At 70.4% G+C, this 26,430-nt stretch carries 26 protein-coding genes and 1 tRNA gene; 6 read left to right on the forward strand and 21 right to left on the reverse strand.

Translation table 11 applies throughout. The features are described from left to right. Nucleotides 1-247: 247 nt before the first annotated feature. From B0B15_RS12290 to B0B15_RS12300, 3 genes are all read right to left on the reverse strand, one after another. Complete coding sequence (locus B0B15_RS12290; RefSeq protein WP_076676556.1) at nucleotides 248-1,282, reverse strand: ribose-phosphate diphosphokinase; 1,035 nt, start codon at nucleotides 1,280-1,282, stop codon at nucleotides 248-250. Continuing rightward, nucleotides 1,272-2,720 carry a bifunctional UDP-N-acetylglucosamine diphosphorylase/glucosamine-1-phosphate N-acetyltransferase GlmU gene (glmU, locus tag B0B15_RS12295; RefSeq protein ID WP_076676558.1) on the reverse strand — a complete coding sequence of 483 codons (1,449 nt, stop codon included), beginning with the start codon at nucleotides 2,718-2,720 and terminating at the stop codon, nucleotides 1,272-1,274. The genes B0B15_RS12290 and glmU overlap by 11 nt, the downstream gene beginning before the upstream one ends. A 1-nt stretch (nucleotide 2,721) precedes the next feature. Further along, nucleotides 2,722-2,793 (reverse strand) — tRNA-Gln (locus B0B15_RS12300). Nucleotides 2,794-2,921: 128 nt separating this feature from the next. Here B0B15_RS12300 and B0B15_RS12305 point away from each other — a divergent pair. Continuing rightward, entirely contained in the window at nucleotides 2,922-3,374 is a 453-nt protein-coding gene (locus B0B15_RS12305) for a MarR family winged helix-turn-helix transcriptional regulator (protein WP_176776666.1), read from the forward strand. Beyond that, nucleotides 3,371-3,883 (forward strand): hypothetical protein, encoded by a 513-nt coding sequence (locus B0B15_RS12310; RefSeq protein WP_076676562.1) that lies wholly within the window; start codon nucleotides 3,371-3,373, stop codon nucleotides 3,881-3,883. The genes B0B15_RS12305 and B0B15_RS12310 overlap by 4 nt, the downstream gene beginning before the upstream one ends. 140 nt (nucleotides 3,884-4,023) lie before the next feature. Here B0B15_RS12310 and B0B15_RS12315 read toward each other — a convergent pair whose 3' ends face one another. The 11 genes from B0B15_RS12315 to B0B15_RS12365 all read right to left on the reverse strand — a co-directional run bounded on the left by B0B15_RS12315 (nucleotide 4,024) and on the right by B0B15_RS12365 (nucleotide 12,916). Beyond that, nucleotides 4,024-4,479: a hypothetical protein gene (locus B0B15_RS12315; protein ID WP_143016377.1), complete on the reverse strand. Its 456-nt coding sequence runs from the start codon at nucleotides 4,477-4,479 to the stop codon at nucleotides 4,024-4,026. Further along, entirely contained in the window at nucleotides 4,455-5,147 is a 693-nt protein-coding gene (locus tag B0B15_RS12320; RefSeq protein ID WP_076676566.1) for a hypothetical protein, read from the reverse strand. Before B0B15_RS12320 ends, B0B15_RS12315 begins: the two co-directional genes overlap by 25 nt. 32 nt (nucleotides 5,148-5,179) lie before the next feature. Beyond that, entirely contained in the window at nucleotides 5,180-5,494 is a 315-nt protein-coding gene (locus tag B0B15_RS12325; RefSeq protein ID WP_076676567.1) for a hypothetical protein, read from the reverse strand. Nucleotides 5,495-5,496: 2 nt separating this feature from the next. Next, entirely contained in the window at nucleotides 5,497-6,246 is a 750-nt protein-coding gene (locus B0B15_RS12330) for a hypothetical protein (protein ID WP_076676569.1), read from the reverse strand. A gap of 110 nt (nucleotides 6,247-6,356) precedes the next feature. Continuing rightward, nucleotides 6,357-8,150, reverse strand: a complete 1,794-nt coding sequence (locus B0B15_RS12335; RefSeq protein WP_076676570.1) for an ABC-F family ATP-binding cassette domain-containing protein — start codon at nucleotides 8,148-8,150, stop codon at nucleotides 6,357-6,359. 158 nt (nucleotides 8,151-8,308) lie between these two features. Beyond that, on the reverse strand, nucleotides 8,309-9,226 hold the full coding sequence (locus tag B0B15_RS12340; protein WP_076676572.1) for an ABC transporter substrate-binding protein: 918 nt from the start codon (nucleotides 9,224-9,226) through the stop codon (nucleotides 8,309-8,311). A gap of 38 nt (nucleotides 9,227-9,264) precedes the next feature. Further along, the gene (locus B0B15_RS12345; protein ID WP_076677552.1) at nucleotides 9,265-10,026 is read right to left on the reverse strand and encodes an ABC transporter permease; all 762 of its coding nucleotides are present in this window, start codon (nucleotides 10,024-10,026) and stop codon (nucleotides 9,265-9,267) included. Next, on the reverse strand, nucleotides 10,023-10,703 hold the full coding sequence (locus B0B15_RS12350; RefSeq protein ID WP_076676573.1) for an ABC transporter permease: 681 nt from the start codon (nucleotides 10,701-10,703) through the stop codon (nucleotides 10,023-10,025). The genes B0B15_RS12345 and B0B15_RS12350 overlap by 4 nt, the downstream gene beginning before the upstream one ends. After that, a complete protein-coding gene (locus B0B15_RS12355) occupies nucleotides 10,700-11,524 on the reverse strand; it encodes an ABC transporter ATP-binding protein (protein WP_076676575.1) in 825 nt (274 codons plus the stop codon). Before B0B15_RS12355 ends, B0B15_RS12350 begins: the two co-directional genes overlap by 4 nt. Nucleotides 11,525-11,537: 13 nt before the next feature. Further along, the gene (locus B0B15_RS12360) at nucleotides 11,538-11,840 is read right to left on the reverse strand and encodes a DUF427 domain-containing protein (protein WP_076676577.1); all 303 of its coding nucleotides are present in this window, start codon (nucleotides 11,838-11,840) and stop codon (nucleotides 11,538-11,540) included. Nucleotides 11,841-11,983: 143 nt separating this feature from the next. Then, on the reverse strand, nucleotides 11,984-12,916 hold the full coding sequence (locus B0B15_RS12365; protein ID WP_076676578.1) for a 4-(cytidine 5'-diphospho)-2-C-methyl-D-erythritol kinase: 933 nt from the start codon (nucleotides 12,914-12,916) through the stop codon (nucleotides 11,984-11,986). Between the two features lie 240 nt (nucleotides 12,917-13,156). Here B0B15_RS12365 and B0B15_RS12370 point away from each other — a divergent pair, with 240 nt between their 5' ends. Further along, nucleotides 13,157-14,737: a stealth family protein gene (locus B0B15_RS12370; RefSeq protein WP_076676580.1), complete on the forward strand. Its 1,581-nt coding sequence runs from the start codon at nucleotides 13,157-13,159 to the stop codon at nucleotides 14,735-14,737. Here the strand turns inward: B0B15_RS12370 and B0B15_RS12375 are convergent. Both B0B15_RS12375 and rsmA read right to left on the reverse strand, forming a co-directional pair. Next, a complete protein-coding gene (locus tag B0B15_RS12375; RefSeq protein WP_076676581.1) occupies nucleotides 14,688-15,623 on the reverse strand; it encodes a phosphodiesterase in 936 nt (311 codons plus the stop codon). The two genes, B0B15_RS12370 and B0B15_RS12375, sit on opposite strands and share 50 nt — an antisense overlap. A gap of 224 nt (nucleotides 15,624-15,847) precedes the next feature. Further along, nucleotides 15,848-16,687, reverse strand: coding sequence for a 16S rRNA (adenine(1518)-N(6)/adenine(1519)-N(6))-dimethyltransferase RsmA (gene rsmA, locus B0B15_RS12380; protein WP_076676583.1), 840 nt, complete (start codon nucleotides 16,685-16,687; stop codon nucleotides 15,848-15,850). A 66-nt stretch (nucleotides 16,688-16,753) separates the two neighbouring features. Between rsmA and B0B15_RS12385 the strand changes: the two genes are divergently transcribed. Further along, the gene (locus B0B15_RS12385; protein WP_076676584.1) at nucleotides 16,754-18,214 is read left to right on the forward strand and encodes a sugar porter family MFS transporter; all 1,461 of its coding nucleotides are present in this window, start codon (nucleotides 16,754-16,756) and stop codon (nucleotides 18,212-18,214) included. 189 nt (nucleotides 18,215-18,403) lie between these two features. Here B0B15_RS12385 and B0B15_RS12390 read toward each other — a convergent pair whose 3' ends face one another. The 3 genes from B0B15_RS12390 to rsmI form a co-directional block, all read right to left on the reverse strand. Beyond that, the gene (locus tag B0B15_RS12390; RefSeq protein ID WP_076677555.1) at nucleotides 18,404-19,294 is read right to left on the reverse strand and encodes a TatD family hydrolase; all 891 of its coding nucleotides are present in this window, start codon (nucleotides 19,292-19,294) and stop codon (nucleotides 18,404-18,406) included. Nucleotides 19,295-19,473: 179 nt separating this feature from the next. Further along, the gene (gene metG / locus B0B15_RS12395) at nucleotides 19,474-21,048 is read right to left on the reverse strand and encodes a methionine--tRNA ligase (RefSeq protein WP_076676586.1); all 1,575 of its coding nucleotides are present in this window, start codon (nucleotides 21,046-21,048) and stop codon (nucleotides 19,474-19,476) included. Between the two features lie 127 nt (nucleotides 21,049-21,175). Next, the gene (gene rsmI / locus B0B15_RS12400) at nucleotides 21,176-21,994 is read right to left on the reverse strand and encodes a 16S rRNA (cytidine(1402)-2'-O)-methyltransferase (protein WP_076676588.1); all 819 of its coding nucleotides are present in this window, start codon (nucleotides 21,992-21,994) and stop codon (nucleotides 21,176-21,178) included. Between the two features lie 23 nt (nucleotides 21,995-22,017). On the opposite strand from rsmI, the gene B0B15_RS12405 reads away from it, so the two are divergent. Continuing rightward, nucleotides 22,018-23,586 (forward strand): dolichyl-phosphate-mannose--protein mannosyltransferase, encoded by a 1,569-nt coding sequence (locus B0B15_RS12405; protein WP_256334318.1) that lies wholly within the window; start codon nucleotides 22,018-22,020, stop codon nucleotides 23,584-23,586. Nucleotides 23,587-23,616: 30 nt separating this feature from the next. Then, a complete protein-coding gene (locus B0B15_RS12410; protein WP_256714476.1) occupies nucleotides 23,617-24,417 on the forward strand; it encodes an AAA family ATPase in 801 nt (266 codons plus the stop codon). A 31-nt stretch (nucleotides 24,418-24,448) separates the two neighbouring features. On the opposite strand, the gene B0B15_RS12415 is transcribed toward B0B15_RS12410, so the two are convergent. Continuing rightward, complete coding sequence (locus tag B0B15_RS12415; RefSeq protein WP_076676596.1) at nucleotides 24,449-25,369, reverse strand: NAD-dependent epimerase/dehydratase family protein; 921 nt, start codon at nucleotides 25,367-25,369, stop codon at nucleotides 24,449-24,451. Beyond that, entirely contained in the window at nucleotides 25,366-26,382 is a 1,017-nt protein-coding gene (locus tag B0B15_RS12420; protein ID WP_076677561.1) for a GDP-mannose 4,6-dehydratase, read from the reverse strand. The genes B0B15_RS12415 and B0B15_RS12420 overlap by 4 nt, the downstream gene beginning before the upstream one ends. Between the last annotated feature and the right edge of the window lie 48 nt (nucleotides 26,383-26,430).

Consider the following 26,430-nt stretch of genomic DNA (forward strand, 5'->3'; position numbering starts at 1 on the left):
CGTGCACGCTCACGGTAGGGACACGACCTTCACGGCTCCCCGGTTCACACCTTTGTGCAGGCTATGAGCGCGAACTGCGACGGAGGTCCTTGAGCCCGTCGAAGGGACCGGTGGCTGCGACCGGCTCAGTCACCTCACCCGCGGCCCGACCGGTGGTTTCGACATCCTCAGCCACCTCGCAGGGTGGAAACGGCGGCAGCCGCCTCCCGGCGGGGAGACGGCTGCATCGCGGGGGAACGGAACGCGCTCAGGCGTCGCCACCGAACATGCTCGTGACCGAGCCGTCCTCGAACACCTCATGGATGGCCCGCGCCAGTAGCGGCGCGATCGGCAGCACCGTGAGGCGGTCGAAGCGACGCTCTGCGGGAAGCGGAACGGTGTCGGTGACCACGACCTCGTCGATCGCGGCATCCTGGAGCCGTTCGGTGGCGGGGTCGCTGAAGATCGCGTGGGTCGCGGCGACGATGACCTTGCGGGCACCGGAGGCCTTGAGCGCCTGGGCGGCCTTCTGGATCGTGCCGCCGGTGTCGATCATGTCGTCGACGAGCAGGCAGGTGCGCCCCTTCACGTCACCGACGATCTCGTGCACCGAGACCTGGTTGGCGACCTTCGGGTCACGACGCTTGTGGATGATCGCGAGCGGCGCACCGAGGCTGTCGGACCAGGTGTCGGCGACCCGCACGCGACCCATGTCGGGGGAGACGACCGTGAGGGTCTCGCGGTCCTCGCCGGTGAGGCCCTGCTCGAAGTGCTCGAGCAGCACGGGCTTGGCGAAGAGGTGGTCGACGGGGCCGTCGAAGAAGCCCTGGATCTGCGCCGCGTGCAGGTCGACGCTCATGATGCGGTCGGCGCCGGCGGTCTTGAGCAGGTCGGCGACGAGGCGCGCGCTGATGGGCTCGCGACCGCGGCCCTTCTTGTCCTGACGCGAGTACGGGAAGTACGGCGCGACGACCGTGATGCGCTTGGCCGACGCGCGCTTGAGGGCGTCGAGCATGATGAGCAGCTCCATGAGCCACTCGTTGACCGGCGGCCCGAACGACTGCACGACGAACACGTCGCAGCCGCGGATCGACACCTCGAAGCGGGTGTAGATCTCGCCCGAGGCGAAGGTGCGGTGCTCGGTGGGCGCCAGCTCGGTACCCAGGTGCTGCGCGACCTGCGCGGCCAGCTCGGGGTGCGAACGACCCGAGGCGACGACGAGCCGCTTCTTGGTCTTGGCGACGAGCCCGGGGGCGATGCCGTTGTCGCGGTCGAGGTCTACACGATTCTTCTTACGAGCCATCGGCCGCTTCCTGTTCAGCCCGAGCCCGCGCGGCCACATCGGCCGCCGCGGTGCCCGGTCGGTTCTTCTCGACCCACCCCTCGATGTTGCGCTGGGGGGACACGCTCAGCGCCAGCGCACCGGCCGGAACGTCCTTGCGGATCACCGCGCCGGCACCCGTCTTGGCGCCCGCTCCAATGGTAACCGGCGCGACGAAGACGTTGTGCGAGCCGCTGTGCACCTCGTCGCCGATGACGGTGCGGTGCTTGGCGAGATCGTCGTAGTTGGCGGTGATCGCGCCGGCGCCGAGGTTGACGCCGCGGCCGATCTCGGTGTCGCCGATGTAGGACAGGTGCGGGACCTTGCTGCCCTCGCCGATCGAGGAGTTCTTCACCTCGACGAAGGTGCCGACCTTGCCCTTGACGCCGACGCGGGCATTGGCCCGCAGGTAGGCGAACGGTCCGACGGTCGCGCCGGCCTCGACGACCGCGAGAGTGCCGTCGGTGCGCGTGATCGTGGCATCCTCGCCCACCTCGCAGTCGACCAGCGTGGTGTCGGGCCCGATCGTGGCACCGCCGGCGATGACGGTCGCCCCGCGCACGTGCGTGTTGGGCAGGATCGTCACGTCGGGGGCGAGCGTCGCCGTCACGTCGATCCACGTCGTGGCGGGGTCGACGACAGTGACGCCTTCGAGCTGCCAGCGGCGCACCGTGCGGGCGTTGAGCGTGCGGCCCGCCTCCGACAGTTGAATCCGGTCGTTGACGCCCAGGGCCGCCGCAGCGTCGGAGGTGACGGATGCCGCGACCCCGAGCTGCGCGTCGCGGAGCAGGCCGATCACATCGGTGAGGTACTTCTCGCCCTGCGCGTTCGCGGTGCCCACGAGCGCCAACTGGGAGCGCAGGGGCGCCGCCTGGAAGACGTAGACCCCCACGTTGATCTCGGTGACCGCGGCCTCGTCGGCCGTGGCATCCTTCTGTTCCACGATCCGGCGGACGCCGTCCGTCTCGTCGCGGAGGATGCGGCCGTAGCCGAACGGCTCGTCGACGCGGGCGCTGAGCAGGGTCACCGCCGTGCCACCGGTGCGGTGGGTGGCGAGCAGCTCCGTGAGGGTGCCGGTCTCGAGCAGCGGCACGTCGGCGCTGAGCACGAGCACGTCGCCCTCGAAGCCGTCGAGCGCGTCGAGCGCCGCCTCGACGGCGCGCCCGGTGCCCGGGACCTCGTCCTGGTCCACCACGACGACGCCGGGGGCCAGCTCCGACACCGTCTCGGCGACGAGCTCGCGCTCGTGCCGCACGACCACCACGATGCGGGCCGGATCGAGGGATGCCGCGGTGTCGAGCACGTGCCCGACGAGCGGACGACCACCCACCGGATGCAGCACCTTCGGGAGACGCGATCGCATGCGGGTGCCCTGACCCGCGGCGAGGACGACGACGGCCAACTCGGTCGGTGATGTCATGCTCCGCCGCCAGGATTCGAACCTGGACCTAACAGCTCCAAAGGCTGTCGTGCTGCCGTTACACCACGGCGGACCGTGCCCGAAGGCACCGGTCAAGTCTGCCAGACCGCGCCCCCTCGCGACGGTCCGCCCGACCGCGAAGGCCATAATGAGACCGTGAGCCGGGACAGCGACGAGGTCGACCGCATCGTCGATGCGTGGATGCGACAGCGCCCAGACCTGGACTTCTCCCCGCTCGAGGTGCTCTCGCGCGTCGCGCGGCTCTCCCGCCACCTCGACATCGCGCGCAAAGAGGCCTTCCGGCGCAGCGACATCGAGTCGTGGGAGTGGGATGTGCTGTCCGCCCTGCGTCGCGCGGGCGAGCCCTACCAGCTGAGCCCCAAGCAGCTGCTGCAGCAGACGCTCGTCTCCAGCGGCACGATGACCAACCGCATCGACCGGCTGGTGGCACGCCGCTTCGTGCGCCGCGAAGCCGACCCGGGCGACGGACGCAGCATCCTGGTGACCCTGACCGACGACGGACGCGTCCGGGTGGATGCCGCGATCACGCGCCTTGTCGACGCCGAGGCCCTGCTGCTGGAGGGTCTGGCGAAGAACGACCGCGAACGCCTGGCGACATTGCTGCGCAAGCTCAGCCTGGGATTCGACGCGTGAGCGCCCCCGCCGCTCCCCTGACGCGATGGGCGCGCGTGCGCGCGTGGTTCGACGTGCGATTCCGCTCGCCCGCGGCGATCTACGGTCTCATCGTCTTCGCGGCCTTCGTCACCATAGCCGACGACCACGCCGATTCGGTGTGGGACGTGCTGCTGAGCGCCTCGACGTCGCTCATCGTCTTCTTCATCGCCCACGTCTTCGCGCACACGCTCACCGAGCACGCCGACCACGGCCTCCGACACGCCAACCGCGAGGGCATGCGTCACGGAGCCGGCATGCTCTACGCGTCGGTGCCGTCGGTCCTGGTTCTCGTGTGGGCCGGGCTCACCGGAGTCTCGATCGATGACGCGGCCGACCTGTCGATGTGGTCGACGTTCCTGGTGCTCTTCTTGCTCGGCTACAGCGCCTACCGCCGCCGTGGTGCCCGGGTGTTCGGACGGCTCGTCGGCGGGTTCGCGACGGCCTGCCTCGGTGTGTTCATCGCGATCCTCGAGTACGCCATCCACTGACTGCAGAAGACCGGTCCGCACACCGGTCGATCGTGACGGGCCGCGACGCAGGGCCGGGCGCGGCCCGAGAGATCATCCGGGCCCCGTCCATCGTCGACGGCCGCGTGCGACGACCGTGTGCGATGACGGCGGCACCGTCGTCAGGCGGCGCGCTTCTTCGCGGCACCGTACACGAGGACTCCCTGAACCGCGACAAGGATGCCGAGGATGAACGTCGTCACCCCCGCGCCGATCGCGCCCGGCGAGGAGCCGATGGCGCCGAGCACGATGCCCAGGCCCGCGCCGACGAATCCGATCGCGAAGGCGAGGATCGTCAGCAGGGTGAGCGGACCCGTCGAGGGCAGGGTGTCCCGACGGCCCGCGGCCACCCGAAGGGACAGGCCCCCGATGACGACGCTGACGACGGCGAGGAGAAGACAAGCCACGGCCGGACCGACAGCCGGCGCCCCCACCAGGAACCACGCGACCGCGACCAGCACGAGGATCACCGCGAGGACGATCGCCAGGATCCCCGTCACTCGGGGACGCGTCGTACGGATCACGTCCTCGGGAGGGGTGTTCGACGCGCTCATCAACTCGTCGCGATCTGCGGCCACTGCGTGATCCCCGCCTGCGCCGACGCGATGGTCGCACGAGCGCTGCCCGCGGCCACGTACAGGATCGCCACGCCCGCCCCTCCGGCGGCGAGGAAGGCCGCGATCCCGAGCCCGATCAGCACGGGCGCCGCCGGCAGACCGACGATGGTCCCCGTCGCGACGGCGGCACCGGCCAGAGCGCCGAGCAAGGTGATGACGGCGACGACGAGGCCGGCCCAGAACGCGATGATCGCGCCGGCGAGGCCCGTCATCGCGCTCGAGACGTTCTCGGCGTAGTCCGACAGGATCGACGAGTTCGCGCGGCGCTGCGGCTCCACCGATTGGCGGTACTGTTCGGCCGCGGTGCCCGTCCACCGATCGTCGACCGACAGGTTGAAATCGGTGATGGTGTCGTTGATGCGCGACACCTTCACTCCCATCTGCTTCCACCCGTCGGCCGCGCCGTTGAGCATGAACGGATTGCCGACGTACGTCAAGATGTCGGCGCACCAGCTCCAGAACTCCTGCAGTTTCCCGAGCATGGTGTTCCACGCGTCCTGCACCCGATCGGCGATGAAGCCGAGGACAGCCGGCAGGGCGGACAATGCCGCGTTGATCAGACGGGAGATCTCCTCGATCTTCTCGCGGATCTTCTGAAGAAGCTCGATGAAGCGCTCGGCGGGGTTCATGCTCTACCTCGTGTTCCTATCCGGGGGGCGTGTCAGGAGACGGGCTGCCAGATGTCGTAAAGACCCGACTGGGTCTCGTCCTCGTAGCGCTCGAAATCCGCGCGCACGGCGCGCAGCGCATCGGCACCGGCGCGGGTCGCTGCGGCGCCCTGTTCGAGAAGGGTCATGACCTGCGCGCGGATCTGCTCGTAGCTGTCGGCGACGTCCAGCGCGGCGAACGAGAACGCCCCCCGGTAGACGTCGATGCCCGACAGCTCCGTGCGTCCGGCCTCGATGGAGTCACCGGCGGCGTCCCACAGCGACGCGTCCTTCGACAGGGCCTCGTAGGCCAGGGAGATGTCACTCATCGTCAGTCCTTTCCCCGGAGGAAGTTCTCGAACGCCTCCGGATCGTCCACGAATCGCTGGTACTTCGCGAGGGGCGTGCCATCGAGCAGTCCCCCCGTGGCCTGGAGGGCTGTATCGGCGCGGGCGCGGGAGATCGCTTCGTTCAGCTCGCGCGAGATGTCGCCGCCCGTCGCGCGAGAGAGCCACTCGGGCGACATCTCGAGGGCGAGGAGGTCTCCTGCGGGCGACACCCGCACCCGGACCCGCGCGTCGGCGGTCTCGACCGAGGTACCGGCGCGACCGCGGCGGACGGCCTCGTCATACGTGCTATCGAAGTTGGCGACGATGTCGTCCAGCACATCCAGGACGTTCTCGAGCACCTTGTTCGCCGCAGCGGTGGCCTCCGGTTCCGCCTCGAGCGCGGCCTTCATCCGCCCCGCCGCGGTCTGCGAGGTCGGCGGGACCGGTGTCGAGGCGCGCGGACGGTCCATCGCCTGGTCGAGCTGCACGGCCCACTCCGACAGACGCGCCTGGCTCAGGGCGCCGAACACGGAGAGCACGCCGTCGGCGAGCTCGGTGGGAGCGTAGACGTCGCGCCAGTCGTCACCGATGTCTACGGTGAGGAGTCCCTCCGGACTGAGATCCAGGAAAATCGTGCCGGAATCGTCGTTCGCCGACGCCGGGAGCGGCTGGGCCGCCGCATCCTCGTAGGCACGCGCCTCGCGCATGATGTCGTCGTGCAGCTCGTAGAAGCGCTCGGCATCGTCGGACATTCGGCTCCCCCTCCGCGCTCGCCCCCGGAGCACCCGTCCACGCTATCCACGTCCCGGGCCAACCGCCACCGCTCGACACGGCGCGGCGTCGTCCGGCATGATGCGCCGCGTCAGCCGATCGCCTCCGTGAGCTCGAACCAGCGCCCCTCGAGCTCGTCGCGCTCGGCCTCCATCTTGCCGATGCGCTCCATCTCCTCGCCAAGCCCGACGTAGTCCGCCTGATCGTGGTCGGCGAGGGCGGCCTTGGCCCGGTCGATCTGCTGCTGCAGCTTCTCGATCTTCCGCTCCGCAGCCGAGGCCTCCTTCTGCGCCGCGCGCAGGTCGGCTCCTTGCAGCCCGGCAGGGGCCGTCGAGCCGCCGGATGCCGCGGGACGCGAGGGCTCGGCATCCTGTCGCGCGCGCAGCCGCAGGTACTCGTCCACTCCCCCGGGCAAGTGACGGAGCTTGGCATCCAGGATCGCGTACTGCTGGTCGGTGACGCGCTCGAGGAAGTACCGGTCGTGGGAGACGACGATGAGCGTGCCCGACCACGAGTCGAGCAGGTCTTCCATCGCCGCGAGCATGTCGGTGTCGAGGTCGTTGGTCGGCTCGTCGAGGATCAGCACGTTGGGCTGGTCGAGGATCACCAGCAGCAGCTGCAGGCGGCGCTTCTGACCACCGGAGAGATCCTTCACCGGTGTCGAGAGCTGGGCGCTCGAGAACCCGAGGCGCTCCAGCAGCTGACCGGGGGTGAGCTCCTGCGCCTTGGATCCGGTACCGAAGGCGTAGGTCGTGCGGAGGTTCGAGATGACCACGCGCACCGGGTCGTTCAGGTGCTGGTCGAGCTCGTCGAGGCGCTGAGTGAGGGTGGCGACCTTCACGGTCTTCCCGCGCTTGACGCGTCCGCTCGTCGGCTCGAGCGAGCCGGTGACCAGGCTGAGCAGTGTCGACTTGCCCGCGCCGTTCACGCCGAGGATGCCGGTGCGCTCCCCCGGCGCGATCCGCCACTCGACGTCTTCCAGCACCGTCTTGTCGCCGAATGTCACGCCCGCGTCGAGCAGATCGACCACGTCTTTGCCGAGGCGCGCGACGGCGAGGGACTGCAGGGCCACCTTGTCGCGGATCTCGGGCACGTCGGCGATGAGTTCGTTGGCCGCGTCGATGCGGAACTTCGGCTTCGACGTGCGCGCCGGCGCCCCGCGGCGCAGCCACGCCAGCTCCTTGCGAGCGAGGTTCTGGCGGCGCTGTTCGATGGATGCCGCCTGGCGGTCGCGCTCGACACGCTGCAGGATGTAGGCCGCGTAGCCGCCCTCGAAGGGCTCGACGATGCGGTCGTGCACCTCCCACGTGGTGTTGCAGATCTCGTCGAGGAACCACCGGTCGTGCGTCACGACCAGCAGTCCGCCGGCCGACGGCGCCCACCTCTTCTTCAGGTGGCCCGCGAGCCACGTGATCGCCTCGACGTCGAGGTGGTTGGTCGGCTCGTCGAGGAACAGCACGTCCCAGTCGCCCGAGAGCAGCTTCGCCAGCGCCACGCGACGGCGCTGCCCACCCGACAGGTCGCCGAGCCGCGCGTCCCAGGGCAGGTCGCCGAGCAGACCCGCGATGACGTCGCGCGTGCGGGCATCGCCCGCCCACTCGTGCTCGGGGCGGTCGGCGACGACCGCGTGACCGATCGTGTCGTCGTCGTCGAGCGTGTCCTGCTGATCCAGCACCCCCACGGTCACCCCGCCGCGCACGGTGACGCGACCGCCGTCGGGTTCGCGGATGCCGGCGAGCATGCCCAGCAGACTCGACTTGCCGTCGCCGTTGCGGCCGACGATGCCGATGCGGTCGCCCTCGTTCACGCCGAGCGAGACGGAGTCGAAGACGACCTTGGTCGGGTATTCCAGGTGCAGGGCTTCGCCCCCGAGCAGATGTGCCATATCCGTCCCAGGCTACGCGGTGCTCGGGCTCGACGAGCGCGACGGGTCGTGGCATCCGGAACAACGACGGGGCCGCCCGACGAACCGGGACGACGCTCCCCCGGAACCACGACGGGGCCGCCGGCGAACCGGACGACCCCGTGGCGGGCGGAGGGGACTCAGAAGCCGTTGGCGGCGAGCCACTCCTTGGCGATGTCGGCGGTCGACTCCTGGTCGACGGTCGACTTCACGTTCAGCTCGACGAGGCCCTCGGGGGTGAGCGCCGCGCTGACCTTGTTCAGCACGTCGGCCACCTCGGAGGCGACGTTCGAGTTGACGACCGGCACGACGTTCGACGCGAGGAAGAGGCCCTCGGGGTCGGTCAGCGTGACGAGGTCGTCGGTCTGGATGCGGGGGTCGGCCGTGTAGACGTTCGCGACCTGGATGGTGCCCGCGACGAGGTCGTCGACCGTGGTCTCACCGGTGGGCGAGAACTGCACATTCACGCCGTAGGTCGACTGCAGGCCGGTCGGGCCGTAGGGGCGCTCGGCGAGCTCGGCGTTGCCGCCGAGGGTCAGTCCCGAGGTGACCTTGGCCAGGTCGGCGATGCTCGTGAGCCCGTTCGCCTGGGCGAAGGCGGAGGTCACGGTGTACGAGTCCTGGTCGGTCGCCTCGGACTGGTCGAGAACCTCGAGGCCCTCCGGAAGCGCCGCCGGCAGGGCCGCGTAGACGTCGTCCGCGGTGCGGGCGGTGGTCTCGGCGTCGAAGAACTGCAGGAGGTTGCCGCTGTACTCGGGGAAGACCGAGACGGTGCCGTCCTCGAGCAGCGGGATGTACGCGTCGCGCTGGCCGATCTGGAACTGACGGGTGACCGTCTTACCGGCGCCCTCGAGCGCTTGGGCGTAGATCTCGGCGATGATCTCGTTCGAGTAGTACGCCTGCGAGCCGACGACGATGGTGTCGGACGACGCCGACGCGTCGCCGCCGCCGTTGCTCAGCGGGTCGCTGGAGCCGCCGCTGCAGCCGGCGAGTGCGACGGAGGCGACAGCGAGGCCGGCGAAGACGCCGAGGCCCTTCCGGGTTCGTGCTGTGAACATGGGTGCTCTCTTTTCTGGTGATGCGGGATTCGGGTGGGTCAGGGGGTCGCGGGCGGCGCGGCGGGCGCGCCGACGGCGATGGCCTCGGCACGACGCTGGCGCGCGGAGCGCCGCTGCGGCTGCGCGGATCCGGCGGCGCGGATGCCACGCGGCACGACGAGATGCTGCACAAGGGCGAACAGTCCGTCGATGACGAGGGCGAGAACGGCGACGAGGATCGCGCCGCCGATGAGGATGTCGAAGCGGCGGAGCGGGATCGCGGCGATGATGTACTGCCCCAGACCGCCGAGGCCGATGTAGGCCGCGATCGTCACGGTGGCGAGCACCTGCAGCGTCGCCGCTCGTACGCCGCCGACCAGCAGCGGCAGGCCGAGCGGAACCTCGATGCGCCAGAGGATCTGCGATTCGGTCATGCCCATCGATCGGCCGGCGTCGATGATGCGGCGGTCGATCGCCTCGAAGCCGGTGTAGGCGCCGGCCAGGAGCGACGGGATCGCGAGCACGACGAACGAGATCACCGCGGCCTCGGGCTTGTGCAGCACGCCGAGCAGGAGGGTCAGCAGGATGAGGAGCCCGAACGACGGGATCGCGCGCGCGGCTCCCGAGATCGCGACGGCGACCTCTCGCCCCTTGCCCGTGTGGCCGATGAACCACCCGAGCGGGATCGCGATGACGCCCGCGATGACCACGGCGATGAGGGTGTACAGCAGCTGCACGCCGATCGCGAGCGGGATGGGGTCGAACCCCCGGCCGGGGTCGCCGGAGAAGATCCAGCCGATGGCGTCTCCGAGCAGGTTCATGCGGCCACCGCCGTCCGTGCGCGCCGCGCCGACGGCACCGCGGCCCGGCGCGTCCACGGCATCAGCAGGCGGCCCACGATCACGAGGACGAGGTCGATCACGAGTGCCAGCACGACGACGGCGACGACCCCCGCGAAGACCTCCGGGATGATCCGCCGCTGGAGCCCGTTGGTGAAGAGGTAGCCGATGTTCTGGATGCCGACGAGGATGCCGACGGTGGCCAGCGCGATCGTGCTCGCCGAGGCGACGCGGAGACCGGCGAGCACGACGGGTCCCGCGAGCGGGAACTCGACGGCCACGAAACGACGGAACGATCCGTAGCCGATGGCCGTGGACGCCTGGCGGACGCCGGCATCCACCGAATCGAGCCCGTCGGCGACGGCGCGGACGAGGATGGCGACCGCGTAGATCGCGAGCGCCACGATGAGGTTCGTTTCGCTGACGATGCTGTACCAGCCGGTCACGACCGGAACGAGGATGAGCAGCGCGAGCGAGGGGATCGTGTACAGCAGCCCGGTGATGGTGATGACGCCGCTGCGCACCAGGCGATAGCGCCAGGCGACCCAGCCGAGCGGGATGCTGATGACGAAGCCGACGACCAGCGCGATCAGACTCTGGCGCAGGTGCACGAGCGTCAGCTGCCCGATGAGATCGAGATTGTTGCCGACCCAGTTCACGGGCGGGGCTCCTCCACGAGGGCACCCTGGGTGCGGCCCTCGGCATCCACGACGACCGTTCCGTTCGCGGTCTGCTTCAGGTGCAGGGCGCGCTTGCCCTTCACGGCGCCGATGAAGCTCGCCACGAAGTCGCTCGCCGGGTTCTCGACGATCTCGCTCGGCGTGCCGACCTGGGCGATCTTGGCGCCCTTCTCGAGGATGACGACCTGGTCGCCGAGCAGGAACGCTTCATCGATGTCGTGGGTGACGAAGACGATCGTCTTGCCGATCTCGCTCTGCAGGCGCAGCAGCTCCTGCTGGAGCTCGTCGCGCACGATGGGGTCGACGGCACCGAACGGCTCGTCCATGAGAAGGATGTTGGGGTCGGCCGCGAGTCCGCGCGCGACACCCACGCGCTGCTGCTGCCCGCCCGACAACTGGCTCGGGTAGCGGTCGGCCATGGCGGTGTCGAGACCGACGGTCCTCATGAGCTCGAGGGCGCGCGTGCGTGCCGTCTTGCGGTTCTGCCCCTGCAGGACGGGGACGGTCGCGATGTTGTCTGCGACCGTGAAGTGCGGCAGGAGCCCGGAGTTCTGCATCACGTAGCCGATGCTCCGGCGCAACTGCACAGCCGGCTTGCCGCCGATGTCGTCACCGTCGATGGTGATCTCTCCCGACGACGGCTCGACCATGCGGTTGATCATGCGCAGCAGCGTCGTCTTGCCACAGCCGGACGAACCCACGAACACGGTCGTCTTGCGCGAGGGGATGACGAGGTGGAAGTCGTCGACGGCGCGGGTGCCGTCGGGGAAAATCTTCGAGACTGCGGAGAACTCGATCATGCGAATCGCCGCCTCAGTCGGAGACCACGACCTTGCGGTCGAAGGCCACGTAGCCGGCGAAGTCCTTCCCGACGCGTTCGACCGCGCCGTCGCGCAGGTCGGGGTACGACCAGGCGCCGTCCTTCAGTTCCGCACCGTCGAGCGAGACGTTCCAGTACTGCGCGGCACCCTTCCACGGGCAGGTGTAGGCGGTGGGGCTCTTCTGCAGGGCACCCTCGCGCACCGCCCGCGGCGGGAAGTACCAGTTGCCTTCGATCGAAGCCAGGTCGTCGCGGTCGGCTTCGGCGATCACGACGCCGTCCAGCGTTGCCTTCATGGGTACCCCCTCCGTGGCGCCCCGCGGGCACAGCGCCCACGGGTGACGGTCCACCTCGGTCGAGGCTAGCGAGGTACGGATCGCGCAATCGGAAGATTGCTCCGTGTGTCGACCTGGGCTATGGTGCCGCGACACGCGTAGCCTCAGAGCACGCGCGCCCCGGGCACAGGCCCGTGCACGTGGAGGGCGACGAGCCCCGCGGCGCTCAGTGTCACCTGCAGATCGATCGCGGATGACTCGTCGGCGGCGAGGAATGCGAGGGTCGGCCCCGAGCCTGACACCAGTCCCGCCAGGGCGCCGGAGCTCTCGCCGCGCTCGAGCACGCGGGCCAGGTCGGGCCGCAGGTGCAGCGCGGGCGCCTGCAGGTCGTTGCGCAGCGTCGCCGCGAGCATCGTGGCATCCCCCTGCCGGATCGCGTGCAGTACGTCGGGGTCGACCGCGGGGACGCGCGGAGCGGGTCCGATGTCGACCGCGTGGCGCGCTCGATGAGCGTCGAGCTCGCCGTAGACCACCGGTGTCGACATCCCGACCTCGTTCGGCACCAGCACCCAGTCGAAGCGTCCGCGGGCCAGGGCCGGGCTGAGCTCATCGCCGCGACCGGTGCCCACCGCGGTGCCGCCGAGGAGGGCGAACGGCACGTCGGCGCCGAGCTGCGCGGCAAGGCCGGCGAGCTCGCTCGTCGGCATCCCGAGGCCCCACAAGGCGTCGCACGCGACGAGGGCGGCCGCGGCATCGGCGGATCCGCCGCCCATTCCGCCGGCGACGGGAACGGCCTTGCGGATCGCGAGATGCGCGCCGTGATCGACACCCGCCGTGCGTGCGAGGAGTCGCGCCGCCCGGATCGCGAGATTGCGCTCGTCGGTGGGCACGCCGTCGATGTCGACCGGGCCCTTCGCGGTGACCGACATCGTGAGGTCGTCGGCCGGGGTGGCCACCATCTCTTCGTAGAGCGAGACGGCCTGGAACGCCGTTGCGAGCTCGTGATAGCCGTCGTCCTGCACATCGCCCACTTCGAGGAAGACGTTGATCTTCCCGGGCGCGCGCACCCGCACGGACGCGGGGCCGACGAGACTCACGAACGTCCCCGCTCACTGGTGCGCGGCAACGCGCCGCCGTGTGCGAAACTGGAACGTCGGCCCGCTTCCCGCCGTCGCTCGCAGGGCGGTTCGGGACAGACCGGGCCGGAGCGAGCGATGAGAGTCACTCTTCGACAGTAGCGCTCCGCTCCCCGCCGTTCGGCGCCGCCGCCGAAACGTCTTCGTAACCCCGGAACCCTACGGTGTCCGGAACCCGTCACCTACCCCCGAGGAGGCAGTATGCGCCCGATGGTCCCCCTGTCGATCGACACCGACCCCTGGCGCGCGCTGCTCTCCCGCTCCGATATCCGGATGCACGACGGCATCCTGCACGTCGTCGACGACACGTCGACCCCCTCCCTCGCCGAGCGCGACGACCTGCTGACCGCGGCGTCCGCGATCGAGGCGAGCGGCGTGCGCGTGCTGCTGGTGCGCGACGCGAACCGTCGTCCGAAGCTGGTCGTCGACACCGCCGACGCCGAGGCGGCGCTGACGGCGCTCCACGACCCCGAGCTGGGGCCGTTCTACCTCAAGGCCCGCGGCGAAGACCCCGTGCCCGCGCACAGCGTCCACCCCACCGCCGGTTCGGTGCAGGCTTACGCCGTCTTTCGCCCGCGCACCTCGACCGAGGGCTCGTACCGCTACGGCGCCTCACTGGCTCCGCGCCTGGAGCTCTGGCGCTTCGGCGAGAAGACGATCGAGGCGCCGCGCCCCAGCGCCCTCACGCGTCGCCGGTTCGCCGCGGCCGACCTCGACCTGACCGAGGTGGAGCGCTACGGGCGCCGGTGGACGACCGTGACGGGCATGTTCGACCCGCACCCGAACGAGCTCACCGCCGACGTCGACATGGTCTTCTCGTGGGTCGACGGCTCGTCCAGCGAGTTCCAGCGCCAGCGCGCCGCGCGCATGAAGGGCTACGTCGTGGGCGACGGCGACGACAACGCGGCCCGCTACCGCCAGGTCGACGAATTGCGTTACGCCCTGCGCAGCGTCCACATGTACGCGCCGTGGGTGCGCCGGATCTTCATCGCGACCGACTCCCCCACGCCTGAGTGGCTCGCCGATCACCCGAAGGTCACGATCGTACGCAGCGAGGAGTTCTTCGCCGACCCCTCGGTGCTGCCCACGCACAACTCGCACGCCGTCGAGGCGCAGCTGCACCGCATCCCCGGTCTGGCCGAGCACTTCCTCTACAGCAACGACGACATGTTCTTCGGTCGTCCCGTCACCCCCGAGCTGTTCTTCAGCGGCGGCGGGGTCAGCCGCTTCGTCGAGAGCGGCGTGCGCATCGGCAGCGGCCCGGCGCACATCGAACGCTCCGGCCACGACAATGGTCTGCGCGTAAACCGCGCGCTGCTCAAAGAGCGGTTCGGTCGCGTCATCACGCTGGACCTCGAGCACTGCGCCACGCCGCTGCGCCGCTCGGTCGCCTTCGAGCTCGAGCGCGAGTTCGCCGACGACTACGCCCGCACCGCGGCCAGCCGCTTCCGCTCCGCGACCGACATCTCGGTGACCAACAGCCTGTACCACTACTACGCCCTCGCGACCGGGCGGGCCATCGTCACCACCGAGCCGCGCACGCGCTACGTGCAGACGACGCAGCTGGACTCGTTGCGCACGATGGAGCGCCTCGTCTCCCGCCGTGACACCGACATGTTCTGCCTGAACGACGGCAGCGTGCCCGAGATCCCGGAAGAGGTGCGGGTGCCCGCCCTGCGCGCGTGCCTCGAACGGTACTTCCCCGTCGCCGCACCGTGGGAGAAGACCGCGGTCAGCGAAGGATCGGCAGCGGCGTCGTCGGCGGCGACACCGGTCCGCTGAACGCCCGCGACGCCGGCACCACGACGCCGGCGTCGTGCAGCCGCCGCTGCGACTCCGCGGCATCCACGTACTGAAGGGCGTCGCTGGCGGCCAGCGGCACGACCGAGTGGACGATGGTCTCGTCGTAGACGTGCACGAGGTTGAACCCCTGTGCGGCATCCTGCGGGCGGGTTCCCCCGACGGGCACCATGAGGTCCTGCGTGTAGCAGGTCGCCGAGGCCACCGACACGGGGATGCCCGCGAAGGTCGCGAACGTCGAGTAATGCAGGTGCCCCGCGAGAATCGCACGCACGTCGGATCCGCGCAGCACCTCCGCGAGGCTCCGCTGATCGCGCAGCTCCACCGATGCGGCGAGGTCGAGGACGCTCGGCACGGGCGGGTGGTGCATCGCGAGGATCGTGCCCAGGGGTGCGGGGGTGGCGAGCACCTCGGCGAGCCAGCGCAACTGCTCGGAAGAGACCTCGCCGTGGTGGGCGCCCGGGACCGAGGTGTCGAGCGTCACGATGCGCAGGCCGTCGAACTCGTCGACACGGTCGACCGGGGCGGTCGGCTCGGCGGCGTCGCCGGGCAGCAGACGGGAGCGGAAGGCCGCGCGGTCGTCGTGGTTGCCCATCACCCAGACCACGCGCGTCTTCAGGCGCGCGGCGAGCGGCTCGACGAGGGCACGCACCCGGTCGTACGCGTCGGTCTCGCCGAAGTCGGCCAGATCGCCCGTGAACACGAGGGCATCGGGACGGATGCCGGAGGCATCGATCGACGCGACCGCGCGAGCCAGGTACGCCTCGGAGTCGACGTCGTCGTACAGCGGCGCACCGCCGGCACGGAGGTGGGTGTCGCTCAGGTGCAGCAGCACCCGTTCGGCGCGGGGGTACTCGGCGTAGCGCATCTCGTTCCTCTCGGGCCGTCGGATACGACCTCGTCACCGGCGTGATGCTCCCGGTCGGCTCGAAATGTTACCGGCATGTTTCGGGAACACGCGATGAACACGGCGAGAATTCGCTCGACGCTCGTCTCTCGACGCGACGAGCCGCCCGAGTCGCCAGGCATCGTCGCCTGGACGCAGCCCGAAGCGACGATTCTCGGCGACTCGCGCGGGGGTTGCGGCGGCGGTCAGGATGCCGCGATGCGGGCGTAGTCGTCGACGGTGAGCTGCTCGCCGCGCCGTGTCGGGTCCACCCCCGCGGCCTCCAGACGCTCCGACGCCTGGGCCGCCGTGCCACCCAGCACGCCCGCGAGCGCCTGCCGCAGCATCTTGCGGCGCTGCTGAAAGGCGGCATCCACGATCTGGAAGGTACGGAGCCGGTGCTCCTCGGTGCCGCGGGGCTCGGCATCCCGGTCGAAGGCGACCAGCACGCTGTCGACATTCGGCACGGGCCAGAACACCTGACGCGACACGGTCCCGGCCAGGCGCCACGAGCCGTACCAGGCGGCCTTCACGCTCGGCGCGCCGTACACCTTCGACCCGGGAGGGGCAGCGAGGCGCTCCCCCACCTCCGCCTGCACCATGACGACGCCGCGGCGGAGGTACGGGAAGGTCTCGAGGAAGTGCAGCAGCACCGGCACCGACACGTTGTACGGCAGGTTGGCGACCAGCACGCTCGGCTCGCCCGGCAGCGCGTCGACGCGCAGCGCGTCGGCGTCGATGACCTGGAGGCGCCCATCGGGCACGTCGTGCGTGGCCGCCGTGGCGGGCAGGCGCTCGGCGAGGCGGTGATCGATCTCGACGGCGACGACCGAGGCGCCGGTCTCGAGGATCGCCAGGGTGAGGGATCCGAGGCCTGGCCCGATCTCGACCACCCGATCGGATGCCGTGACCCGGGCCGCCTGGACGATCTTGCGCACCGTGTTGGCATCGACGACGAAGTTCTGCCCGAGCTTCTTGGTGGGGGTCACGTCGAGGTCGGCGGCGAGCCGACGGATCTCGGCGGCACCGAGGAGGGAAACGGGCATTGTTCCACTGTAGTCAGGGCTCCGCCAGAACCCTTGCTGCGAGCGAGCCGGGAGTAGCGTGATCGGGTGAGTCAAACGCAGTCCATCCCCGCAAACGCCTTCACCCTGCGAAGCCCCTACGGGCGACGAGCCGTCGGCCTCTCGGTCGCGGCGGCGGTTGGCGGCTTCCTCTTCGGATTCGACTCCTCCGTCATCAACGGTGCTGTCGACGCGGTCGAGGGCAACTTCGAGCTGACCCAGGTGCTGACCGGCTTCGTCGTGGCCGTGGCGCTGCTGGGCTGCGCCGTCGGCGCGGTCGTGGCGGGCGCCCTGTCGGACCGCTGGGGCCGCCTCAAGGTCATGCTGCTGGGCGCGGTGCTGTTCTTCGTCTCGTCGATCGGCGCCGCTCTCACCTTCAGCGTCCCCGACCTGATCCTCTGGCGCGTCATGAGCGGCCTCGGCATCGGCATCGCCTCGGTGGTCGCCCCCGCGTACATCGCGGAAGTCGCCCCGCGCCAGATCCGCGGCTCACTCGCGTCGCTGCAGCAGCTCGCGATCACGCTCGGCATCTTCGGCGCCCTGCTCTCCGACGCCCTGCTCGCCAACTCGGCCGGCGGTGCCGCCAACCAGCTCTGGCTGGGCCTGGAGGCCTGGCGCTGGATGTTCCTGGTCGGAGTCATCCCCGCCGCGGTCTACGGCATCCTGTCGTTCACCGTTCCGGAGTCGCCGCGGTACCTGCTGGCGAAGGGCAAGCGCGACGAGGCGAAGGCCATCTTCGCGCGGCTGGTTCCGCCCGCCGACCTCGACAAGACGATGAACGAGCTGTCGAACACGATCGAGGCCGACCGCAAGAACAAGAACGTTTCGCTGCGCGGCCCCGTGCTCGGCCTTCAGGGCATCGTGTGGACGGGCATCCTGCTGTCGGTGTTCCAGCAGTTCGTCGGCATCAACGTGATCTTCTACTACTCCACGACCCTGTGGAAGGCCGTCGGCTTCGACGAGAGCAACTCGCTGCTCATCTCGGTCATCACCTCGGTCACCAACGTCGTCGTGACCTTCGTCGCGATCTTCCTCGTCGACCGGGTGGGCCGCAAGCCGATCCTCATCACCGGCTCGCTGCTGATGACCCTGTCGCTGGGCGCGATGGCCCTGTCGTTCGCCTTCGCCACCGGTTCGGGCCAGGACGTCTCGCTCCCCGCCCCGTGGGGCTCGGTCGCCCTGGTGGCCGCGAACGTGTTCGTGGTCGGATTCGGCGCCTCGTGGGGACCGCTCGTGTGGGTGCTGCTCGGCGAGATCTTCCCGAGCCGCATCCGCGGCAAGGCCCTCGGCGTCGCGGCCGGTGCCCAGTGGATCGCCAACTTCGCCATCACGGTGTCGTTCCCGGCGATGTCGAGCTGGTCGCTGCCCCTCACCTACGGCATGTACGCCCTCTTCGCGGCCCTGTCGTTCGTCTACGTGCTGCTGCGCATCCCCGAGACCAAGGGGATGGAACTCGAGCAGACCGAGACGCTGTTCGTGAAGAAGGCGAAGGCGAAGGCGAAGGCCTGAGCCCCTCGGTCTGAGACCGGATGCCGAGAGGCCGGCGCCCCGCGGGGGTGCCGGCCTCTCGTGCGTCTGCGCCGGCCGTGGCGCTCAGAACCTGCGCGATCCGCACAACCTCAGCGGCATCCGCGCCCTCCCGGCGGAGGATGCGCGAATCACCGAGGATGCGCGAGAAGCGCGCGTGCGCCGGCGGGGTCAGTCCTCGAACGCGCCGTAGACGCGCAACGTGTTCGCGGCGACCTGGGCCGCGAGCTCGTCGGCGTCCGCGTTCAGCTCCGCTGCGAGGAAACGCAGCGTCACCGGGATGAGATACGGGGCGTTCGGGCGACCGCGGTAGGGCACCGGGGTGAGGAACGGGGCGTCGGTCTCGACGAGGATCCGGTCGCGTGGGGTGACGGCGAGGGCATCGCGCAGGTTCTGCGCGTTCTTGAACGTGACGTTGCCTGCGAACGACAGGTAGTACCCGCGGTCAGCGGCGATACGGGCCATGTCGGCGTCGCCGGAGAAGCAGTGGAACACCGTCTTGTCGGGGGCGCCGACGCGCTCGAGCGTCTCGAGCACCGCCTCGTGGGCGTCGCGGTCGTGGATCTGCATCGCGATCCCGTGTTTCTTCGCCAGCGCGATGTGCGCCTCGAACGAGCGGATCTGGGCAGGGATGCCGTCGGCCTCGGTGCGGAAGAAGTCGAGGCCCGTCTCGCCGATGGCGCGAACCCGCGGCTCGGCCGCGAGCTCGTCGATGACCGCGATCGCGGCATCCAGTTCTCCGGCCCGCTCGTACACGGGAGCCTCGTTGGGATGGATCGCCACGGCGGCCAGCACGCGCGGGTGCGAGCGCGCGGCCCACGCCGACCAGCGCGAGGAGTCGACGTCACCGCCGGCTTGCACGACGCCGTGGACGCCGACCGCCAGGGCGCGCTCGAGCTGCTCGTCGAGCGACAACCCGGTCTCGCCGTCCTCGATCTCGAGGTGCGTGTGGTTGTCGTACACCGGGATGCCGAGCGGCTCGGGTGCCGGGGGGTAGCTGACGTCGCGCCGCCCGTCGGTGGAACGCTCGCGGACGTACTGGCTGGGGTCGCCGCCGTCGATCGTGCCGCGGGGGCGCTCGACCGGGGCCGAACCGGCGGCGGGCCGGGCATCGGACCCCGGGACGGGCTCGGCGTCCGCCACGTGCGCAGGGGTCGGCGCGCCGGCCGCGTGCGCCGGCGTCGCTGCGGCGGCGGCCGCGGTGCCGTCGACGGGCCCCGGCCCCGCGGCGGACACCGGCGTCACGCCTGCTCGACGCGGGGGAACAGCGGCGACAACGCCGCCACCGACGACCCGGGGCGCAGCACGCCCCACGCGCCGGCCTCGCGGATCGGCTGGTCGGCGAGGGCGCCGAGCGACTCCTCCGCGCCGAGCGCGACCCACAGCTTCGCCGTCGACTCGGGCATGACCGGCGACAGCAGCACCGCGAGGGCGCGCAGGCCCTCGGCCGCGGTGTAGAGCACCGTGCCGAGACGCTCGCGCTGAGCCTCATCCTTCGCCAACGCCCACGGCTCGTTCTCGGTGATGTACCCGTTCAGCGCGTCGACGATGGTCCAGATCGCCGCGATCGCCTCGTCGATGCGGAACCGCTCGATGGCGGCGTCGGCGGTGGTCGCGGCATCCGCCACCACCTTCTGGATCGCGAGGTCGAGCTCGGTCGACGCGCCGGCAGTCGGGACAACGCCCTCGAAGTACTTCGAGATCATCGCAACCGTGCGCGAGGCCAGGTTGCCGAACCCGTTCGCGAGCTCCGCCTGGTAGCGGGCCGACAGGTCCTCCCACGAGAAGGAGCCGTCCTGCCCGAACGCGATGGCCGAGAGGAAGTAGAAGCGGTAGGCGTCGGAGCCGAACACGTCGGTGATCTCGGTGGGGGCGATCCCGGTGAGCTTCGACTTCGACATCTTCTCGCCACCGACGAGCAGCCAGCCGTGGGCGAAGACCCCGCGGGGCACGTCGAGCCCGGCGGCCATGAGCATGGCCGGCCAGATGACCGCGTGGAAGCGGAGGATGTCTTTCCCGACGACGTGGAACGCCGGCCACCGGCGCTCGAACTCCGCGGGATCGGTGCCGTAGCCCACGGCGGTGGCGTAGTTCAGCAGGGCGTCGACCCACACGTAGATGACGTGCGAAGGATCCCACGGGACGGTGATGCCCCAGTCGAACGCCGAGCGCGAGATCGAGAGGTCTTTGAGGCCGCTCCGCACGAACGAGACGACCTCGTTGCGCGCCGACTCCGGTCGCACGAAGTCGGGTTCGGTCTTGTAGAGCTCGAGCAGGCGGTCCTGGAACTCGCTGAGCTTGAAAAAGTAGTTCTTCTCCTGCAGCAGCTCGAGGGGCTTGGAGTGGATGGCGCACACCTTGAGGCCCTCGAAGGGACCGGTGCCGTCGACGATCTCGGCCTCGGGCTTGAACTCCTCGCAGCCCACGCAATACAGCGCCTCGTACTCGCCCGCGTAGATGTACCCGCGGTCGTAGAGCGCCTTCACGAACTCCTGCACGCGCTCCTCGTGGCGTTGCTGCGTCGTGCGGATGAAGTCGTCGTTGGCGACGTCGAGCGTCTCGAGCAGCGGGAACCACGACTCGGTCACGAGCTTGTCGACCCACTCCTGGGGGGTGACGCCGTTCGCGGCGGCCGCGCGGAGCATCTTCTGTCCGTGCTCGTCGGTGCCGGTCAGCATCCAGGTGTCGTCGCCCGCCTGACGGTGCCAGCGCGCGAGCGTGTCGACGGCCACCGTCGTGTACCCGTGCCCGATGTGGGGCAGATCGCTGGGGTAGTAGATCGGCGTCGTGATGTAGAAGGATCGGCCGGAAGTCACCTGGAGATTCTACGGGGAGGCTCCGACACGGCCGACCGTATGTCGCCTTCGAGCCGCCGGGGCGCGTGAGGGGTCGGAAAGTGTCGCCTGGAAGCGCGCCAGGCGACAATTCCTGACCTCTCACGCGCTAGCGGCGCACGGCGAGAGCGGCTTGGTACAGCTCGCGCGAGGAGTGCCCGGTCTGCGACGACACCTCGGCCGCGGCCTCCTTGAGCCGCGCGCCGCCGCGCACGAGCTCGAGCGTCTGGGTCACGGCATCCGGGAACGCCACCTCCCGGGCGGAGGCGCCGCCCACGACGATCGCGATCTCGCCGCGGACGCCCTCGGCCGCCCACGCGGCGAGCTCGGCGAGCGTTCCGCGCTTGACCTCTTCGTAGAGCTTGGTCAGCTCGCGACAGACGGCGGCGGGACGGTCGGCGCCGAACGCACGTGCGAGGTCGTCGAGAGTGGATGCCAACCGCGACGGCGACTCGAAGAAGACGAGGGTCCGCTCCTCCGACGCGAGCTGCGCGAAGGCCTTGCGGCGCTCGCCGGGCTTGCGGCGGGGGAAGCCCTCGAAGGCGAAGCGGTCGGTGGGCAGGCCCGCCACGGCGAGGGCGGTGACGACGGCGCTGGGCCCGGGAAGAGCCGTCACGGTGACGCCCGCGGCCGCGGCGGCGGCGACGAGACCGAACCCGGGGTCGCTCACGGTCGGCATACCCGCGTCGCTCAGCACGAGGAGATCGTCGTCGCGCGCGAGTTCGACGAGCTCGGCGGCGCGCTCCTTCTCGTTGTGGTCGTGCAAGGCGATCAGGCGCGGGCGATTGGCCACGCCGAGGCCGGCGAGCAGGCGCTGCGTCGTGCGGGTGTCCTCCGCGGCGACGACGGTCGCGTTCTCGAGCGCTTCGACCAGGCGCCGCGAGGCATCACCCAGGTTGCCGATGGGGGTCGCCGCGAGGATGATCACCGTTCCACCTTAGGCTGGGGGCCGTGAGCACAGCCGTCTCCCCCCTGCTCCCGGACGAGCAGACGCGACTCGATCGCTGGCGCGACGCTCTGCTGGCCACCCCCCGCGGCATGCGGCTCTGGCGGTGGCTCGCTCCGGCCCTCGTGACCCTCGTCGCCGCCGTGCTGCGCCTCGTCGACATCGGCAACCCGCATCAGTTGGTGTTCGACGAGACGTACTACGTGAAAGACGCCTGGAGCCAGTGGGTGCTCGGCTTCCCCTCGACGTGGCCCGACGACGCCGACGCGAGCTTCGCCGCCGGCGACACCGACGTGTTCACCGGCATCGGCAGCTATGTCGTGCACCCCCCGCTCGGTCGCATCCTGATCGGTGCGGGCATGGCGCTGCTCGGCCCCGACTCAGCCACCGGCTGGCGTATCTCGGCCGCCGTCATCGGCACGGCGACGGTGCTGGCGATCTACCTCTTCGCGCGGACGCTCACCCGATCGATCCCGCTGGCCACCGTGGCATCCGGTCTCTTCGCGATCGACGGCCTCGGCATCGTTCTGAGCCGCATCGCACTTCTCGACATCTTCCTGACGTTCTTCGTCGTGCTGACGTTCTGGTTCGTCGCCCTCGACCATCGACGTTCCGGCGAGAGGCTCGCCGCGGTCGCCGCCGCACGAAGGATCGAGAACCCGATGTGGGGGCCGATCCTCTGGAACCGCCCGTGGCTGATCGCCGCAGGTGCCGCCGCGGGCGCCGCCACCGCCGTGAAGTGGTCGGGCCTGTACGTGCTCGCCGCGGTCGGTGTCTACGCCGTGATCACCGACGCGCTCGCGCGCCGCCGCGCCGGGGTCGTGCAGTGGCCGGTGGATGCCGTGCGTCAGGGTCTCGCCTCGTTCGTGCTGCTCGTGCCGGTGGCAGCCGTCGTGTACCTCGCGAGCTGGTCGGGGTGGCTGTTCACCACCGGCGGGTACAAGCGCGGGACCCCCGTGGATGCGACGGGCTTCTGGGCGTGGGTTCCCGAGCCGCTGCAGCGGTTGTGGGCGTACCACCAGGAGATGTACGCCTTCCACGTCGGCCTCGTCACCCCGCACAGCTACGCGAGCCCCGCGTGGCAGTGGCCGCTGCTCATCCGCCCCACCTCGATGTACTGGCGCCAGGACGACGCGGGTGTGAACGGCTGCGCCCTGCCCACGGGATGCACCGAGGCGATCTCGAGCATCGCCAACCCGATCATCTGGTGGGCCGGGGTCGCGGCATCCCTCTTCCTGCTGGTGCGCTTCGTCATGGTGCGCGACGGGCGCTACGCACTCGTGCTGACGGGTCTGGCGGCGACGTACGTGCCGTGGCTGCTCTACCCCGAGCGCACGATCTTCCAGTTCTACACGGTCGCGATGCTGCCCTTCCTCGTGCTCGCGCTCGCCTTCACGCTGCGTGAGATCACGCGGGGCGTACGCGGCGCCTCCCGCGCGAGCGGGCAGCTCGTCGTCCTGGCGTTCCTCGCGCTGTGCGTCGTCGTCTCGGCCTTCTGGTACCCGGTGTGGGCCGGTCTGCCGGTGCCGTACGAATTCTGGCGCCTGCACAACTGGCTGCCCACCTGGATCTGACGTGAGGATGCGGCAGCGGTACGCGGGACCGTGCAGCGCAGCGGATACACGGATGCCGAGGGGGCGGGCGTGACGCGAGGGGACGACGGGCTGCACGACCCGCGGCCGGTGCAGCGGGTGAAGCTCTTCCGCGACGCTCCCGTCGACCCCGGTGCGTGGCCCGCGACGATCCCCGCCGTGGCGCAGTTCCTCGACGTCGCCGGCGCGGACGGGTGGGAGTTCGCCCCCGGCGTGACCTTCCTGGTCGGCGAGAACGGCTCCGGCAAGTCGACCCTCATCGAGGCGATCGCCGAAGCGGCCGGCCTTCCGGCTGAGGGTGGCTCCACCAACGGCGGCGGCGAGACCCGGCGCACCGAGAGCCCCCTCGGCGAGTGGTTGCGCATCGAGCGCAGCCCGCGCGCGCCGCGGTGGGGGTTCTTCCTCCGCGCCGAGACCATGCACGGCTACTACTCGTGGCGCGACGACCTCGGTGGCCCGACGCCCAGCCTGCACGAGATGAGCCACGGCGAGTCGTTCAACGCCCTGCTCGACGAGGTGCTCGACCACGAGCGGTACGTCGCGGGGCTCGCGTGCCTCGACGAGCCCGAGGCGGCGCTGTCGTTCTCGTCGACGCTGCGCTGGCTGGCGTCGCTGGATCGCATGCGCTCGCGCGGCACCCAGGTCATCTGCGCGACGCATTCCCCGGTGCTCGCGGCGCTGCCCGGTGCGACGATCCTCGAGCTCGGCGAGTGGGGCATCCGCGAGAGCACCTGGGACGACCTCGAGCTGGTGCGGCTGCACAGGGGTTTCCTCGACGCGCCGGGACGTTTCCTGCGACACCTGCTCGAGTGAGGGGATGCCGCCGACGCGACACGCGTGGGTCCTAGGCGGTCGACACCGCCACGGCATCCGCCACGCTCTGCTCGAAGGGGATGCGAGGGCGCCACCCCGTCTCGCCGCGCAGCCGCGAGGCGTCGCCGCGGATCGACGGCGGATCGGCGGGGCGCACCCGCGCGGGATCGACGAGCAGCTCCGGCGAGTCGCGGCCGAGTGCCGCGCACACCGCGGCGAGCACCTCGCGCCCCGACCGGGCGGTCCCGGATGCCACGTTGTAGAGGTCGTGTGTGAGCGCCGGCGCGTCGAGCAGGGCGAGGTAGGCCCGCGCGACATCGCGCACGTCGGAGTAGTCGCGCCGGGTGTCGAGGGTGCCCACCACGAGCGGGCTCCCCTCGGGCAGCTGCCGGAGGTTCTGCAGCAGGTCCGGAACGAGGAAGCCGGGGCCCTGTCCGGGGCCGAAGTGGTTGAAAGGACGGGCGACGACGGCGTCGAGGCCTCGTGAGCGATAGAACGCGATCTGGTTCTCGACCAGGATCTTGCTCACCACGTACGGGGAGGAGAACCCGACCGACGCCCCCTCGTCGAGCGGGGCGTCATGCGGTGGCGCCGCGTACACCCCTCCGGAGCTGACGGCGACGATGCGCCCGCCGGAGCTGCTCGCCAGCGCGGCCTCGCCCACGACCGTCGTCATCGCGCTGTTGTCGGCGATGTAGTCCTGCGGGCGGGCGAACGAGGCCCCGACCGCGGCGAGGCCGGCGAGGTGCACCACGTCGGCGTCGCGCGGCGCCGTGGAGGGCCACTCGCAGCGCAGGTCGACCCCGGCGTAGCCGTCTACGACGCCGGCGAGGTGCGGCGGCACCTCGCCGGGACGGCCGATGCCGAACACCGACCGCCCCGCGGACGCCGCCTCGCGCGCGAGGTGAAGACCGACGAAACCGCCGACGCCCGTGATGACGAGTGGTCTCATGCCGCGGCGACCGGCGAGGCGTTCAGGGCGAGGTCGTGCGCGACCATGCGACGCGCCATCTCGGTCAGGTCGACGTGACGACGCCACCCCAGGACGTCCTCTGCCTTCGATGGGTCGCCCAGCAGCACGTCGACCTCGGCAGGACGGAAGAACGCCGGGTTCTGCACCACGTAGGGACGCCAGTCGTCGATCCCGGCCGCGGCGAAAGCGAGGCGCAGGAAGTCCTCGATCGAGTGGGTCCGCCCCGTGGCCAGCACGAAGTCGTCGGGTTCGTCTCGCTGCAGCATGCGCCACATGCCCTCGACGAAGTCGCCCGCGTAGCCCCAGTCACGGCGCGGGGTCAGCTCGCCCAGCTCGACGTGCGCCTGCTGTCCGGTGACGATGCGCGCCACCGCGTCGGTGATCTTGCGGGTGACGAACTCGACGCCGCGGCGCTCGCCCTCGTGATTGAACAGGATGCCGCACGAGACGAACATGTCGTAGCTCTCGCGGTAGTTCTTCGCCGCCCAGTGTCCGTAGAGCTTCGCGACGCCGTAGGGGCTGCGGGGGTGGAAGATGGACTCCTCCGTGTAACCGGTCTCCGGGCGGTTGTAGGCCAATCCCCCGAACATCTCGGACGTCGACGCCTGGTAGAAGCGAGCGGACCGTGCGAGACCGGCGAGGCGGACGGCCTCAAGCAGGTTGAGCACGCCCTTGCCCGTGACGTCGGCGGTGATGGCGGGATTGTGGAACGAGTACCCCACATGACTGACCGCGCCCAGGTTGTAGATCTCGTGCGGCTGCGCGCGCTCGACGGCGCGCACGAGCGAGGGGAGATCGGTGAGGTCGGCCTCGATGATGGTCGCGGCCGGGAACTCCCGCGCGTAGGCCTCGCGTCGCGGATTGCGCTGCCCGCGCACGACGCCGTAGACCTCGTACCCCTTCGCCAGGAGCAGGTCGGTGAGGTGTCCCCCGTCCTGCCCGGTGGCTCCGGTGATGAGCGCGCGTCGGGGGGTGGTGGTGCTCGGGGTCATGTGCGGGTCCTCTTTCGCCGGAACGCGGGGGCGCACCGACATGGCGCG

The sequence above is a fragment of the Microbacterium sp. RU1D genome (assembly GCF_900156435.1).
Classification (GTDB): domain Bacteria; phylum Actinomycetota; class Actinomycetes; order Actinomycetales; family Microbacteriaceae; genus Microbacterium.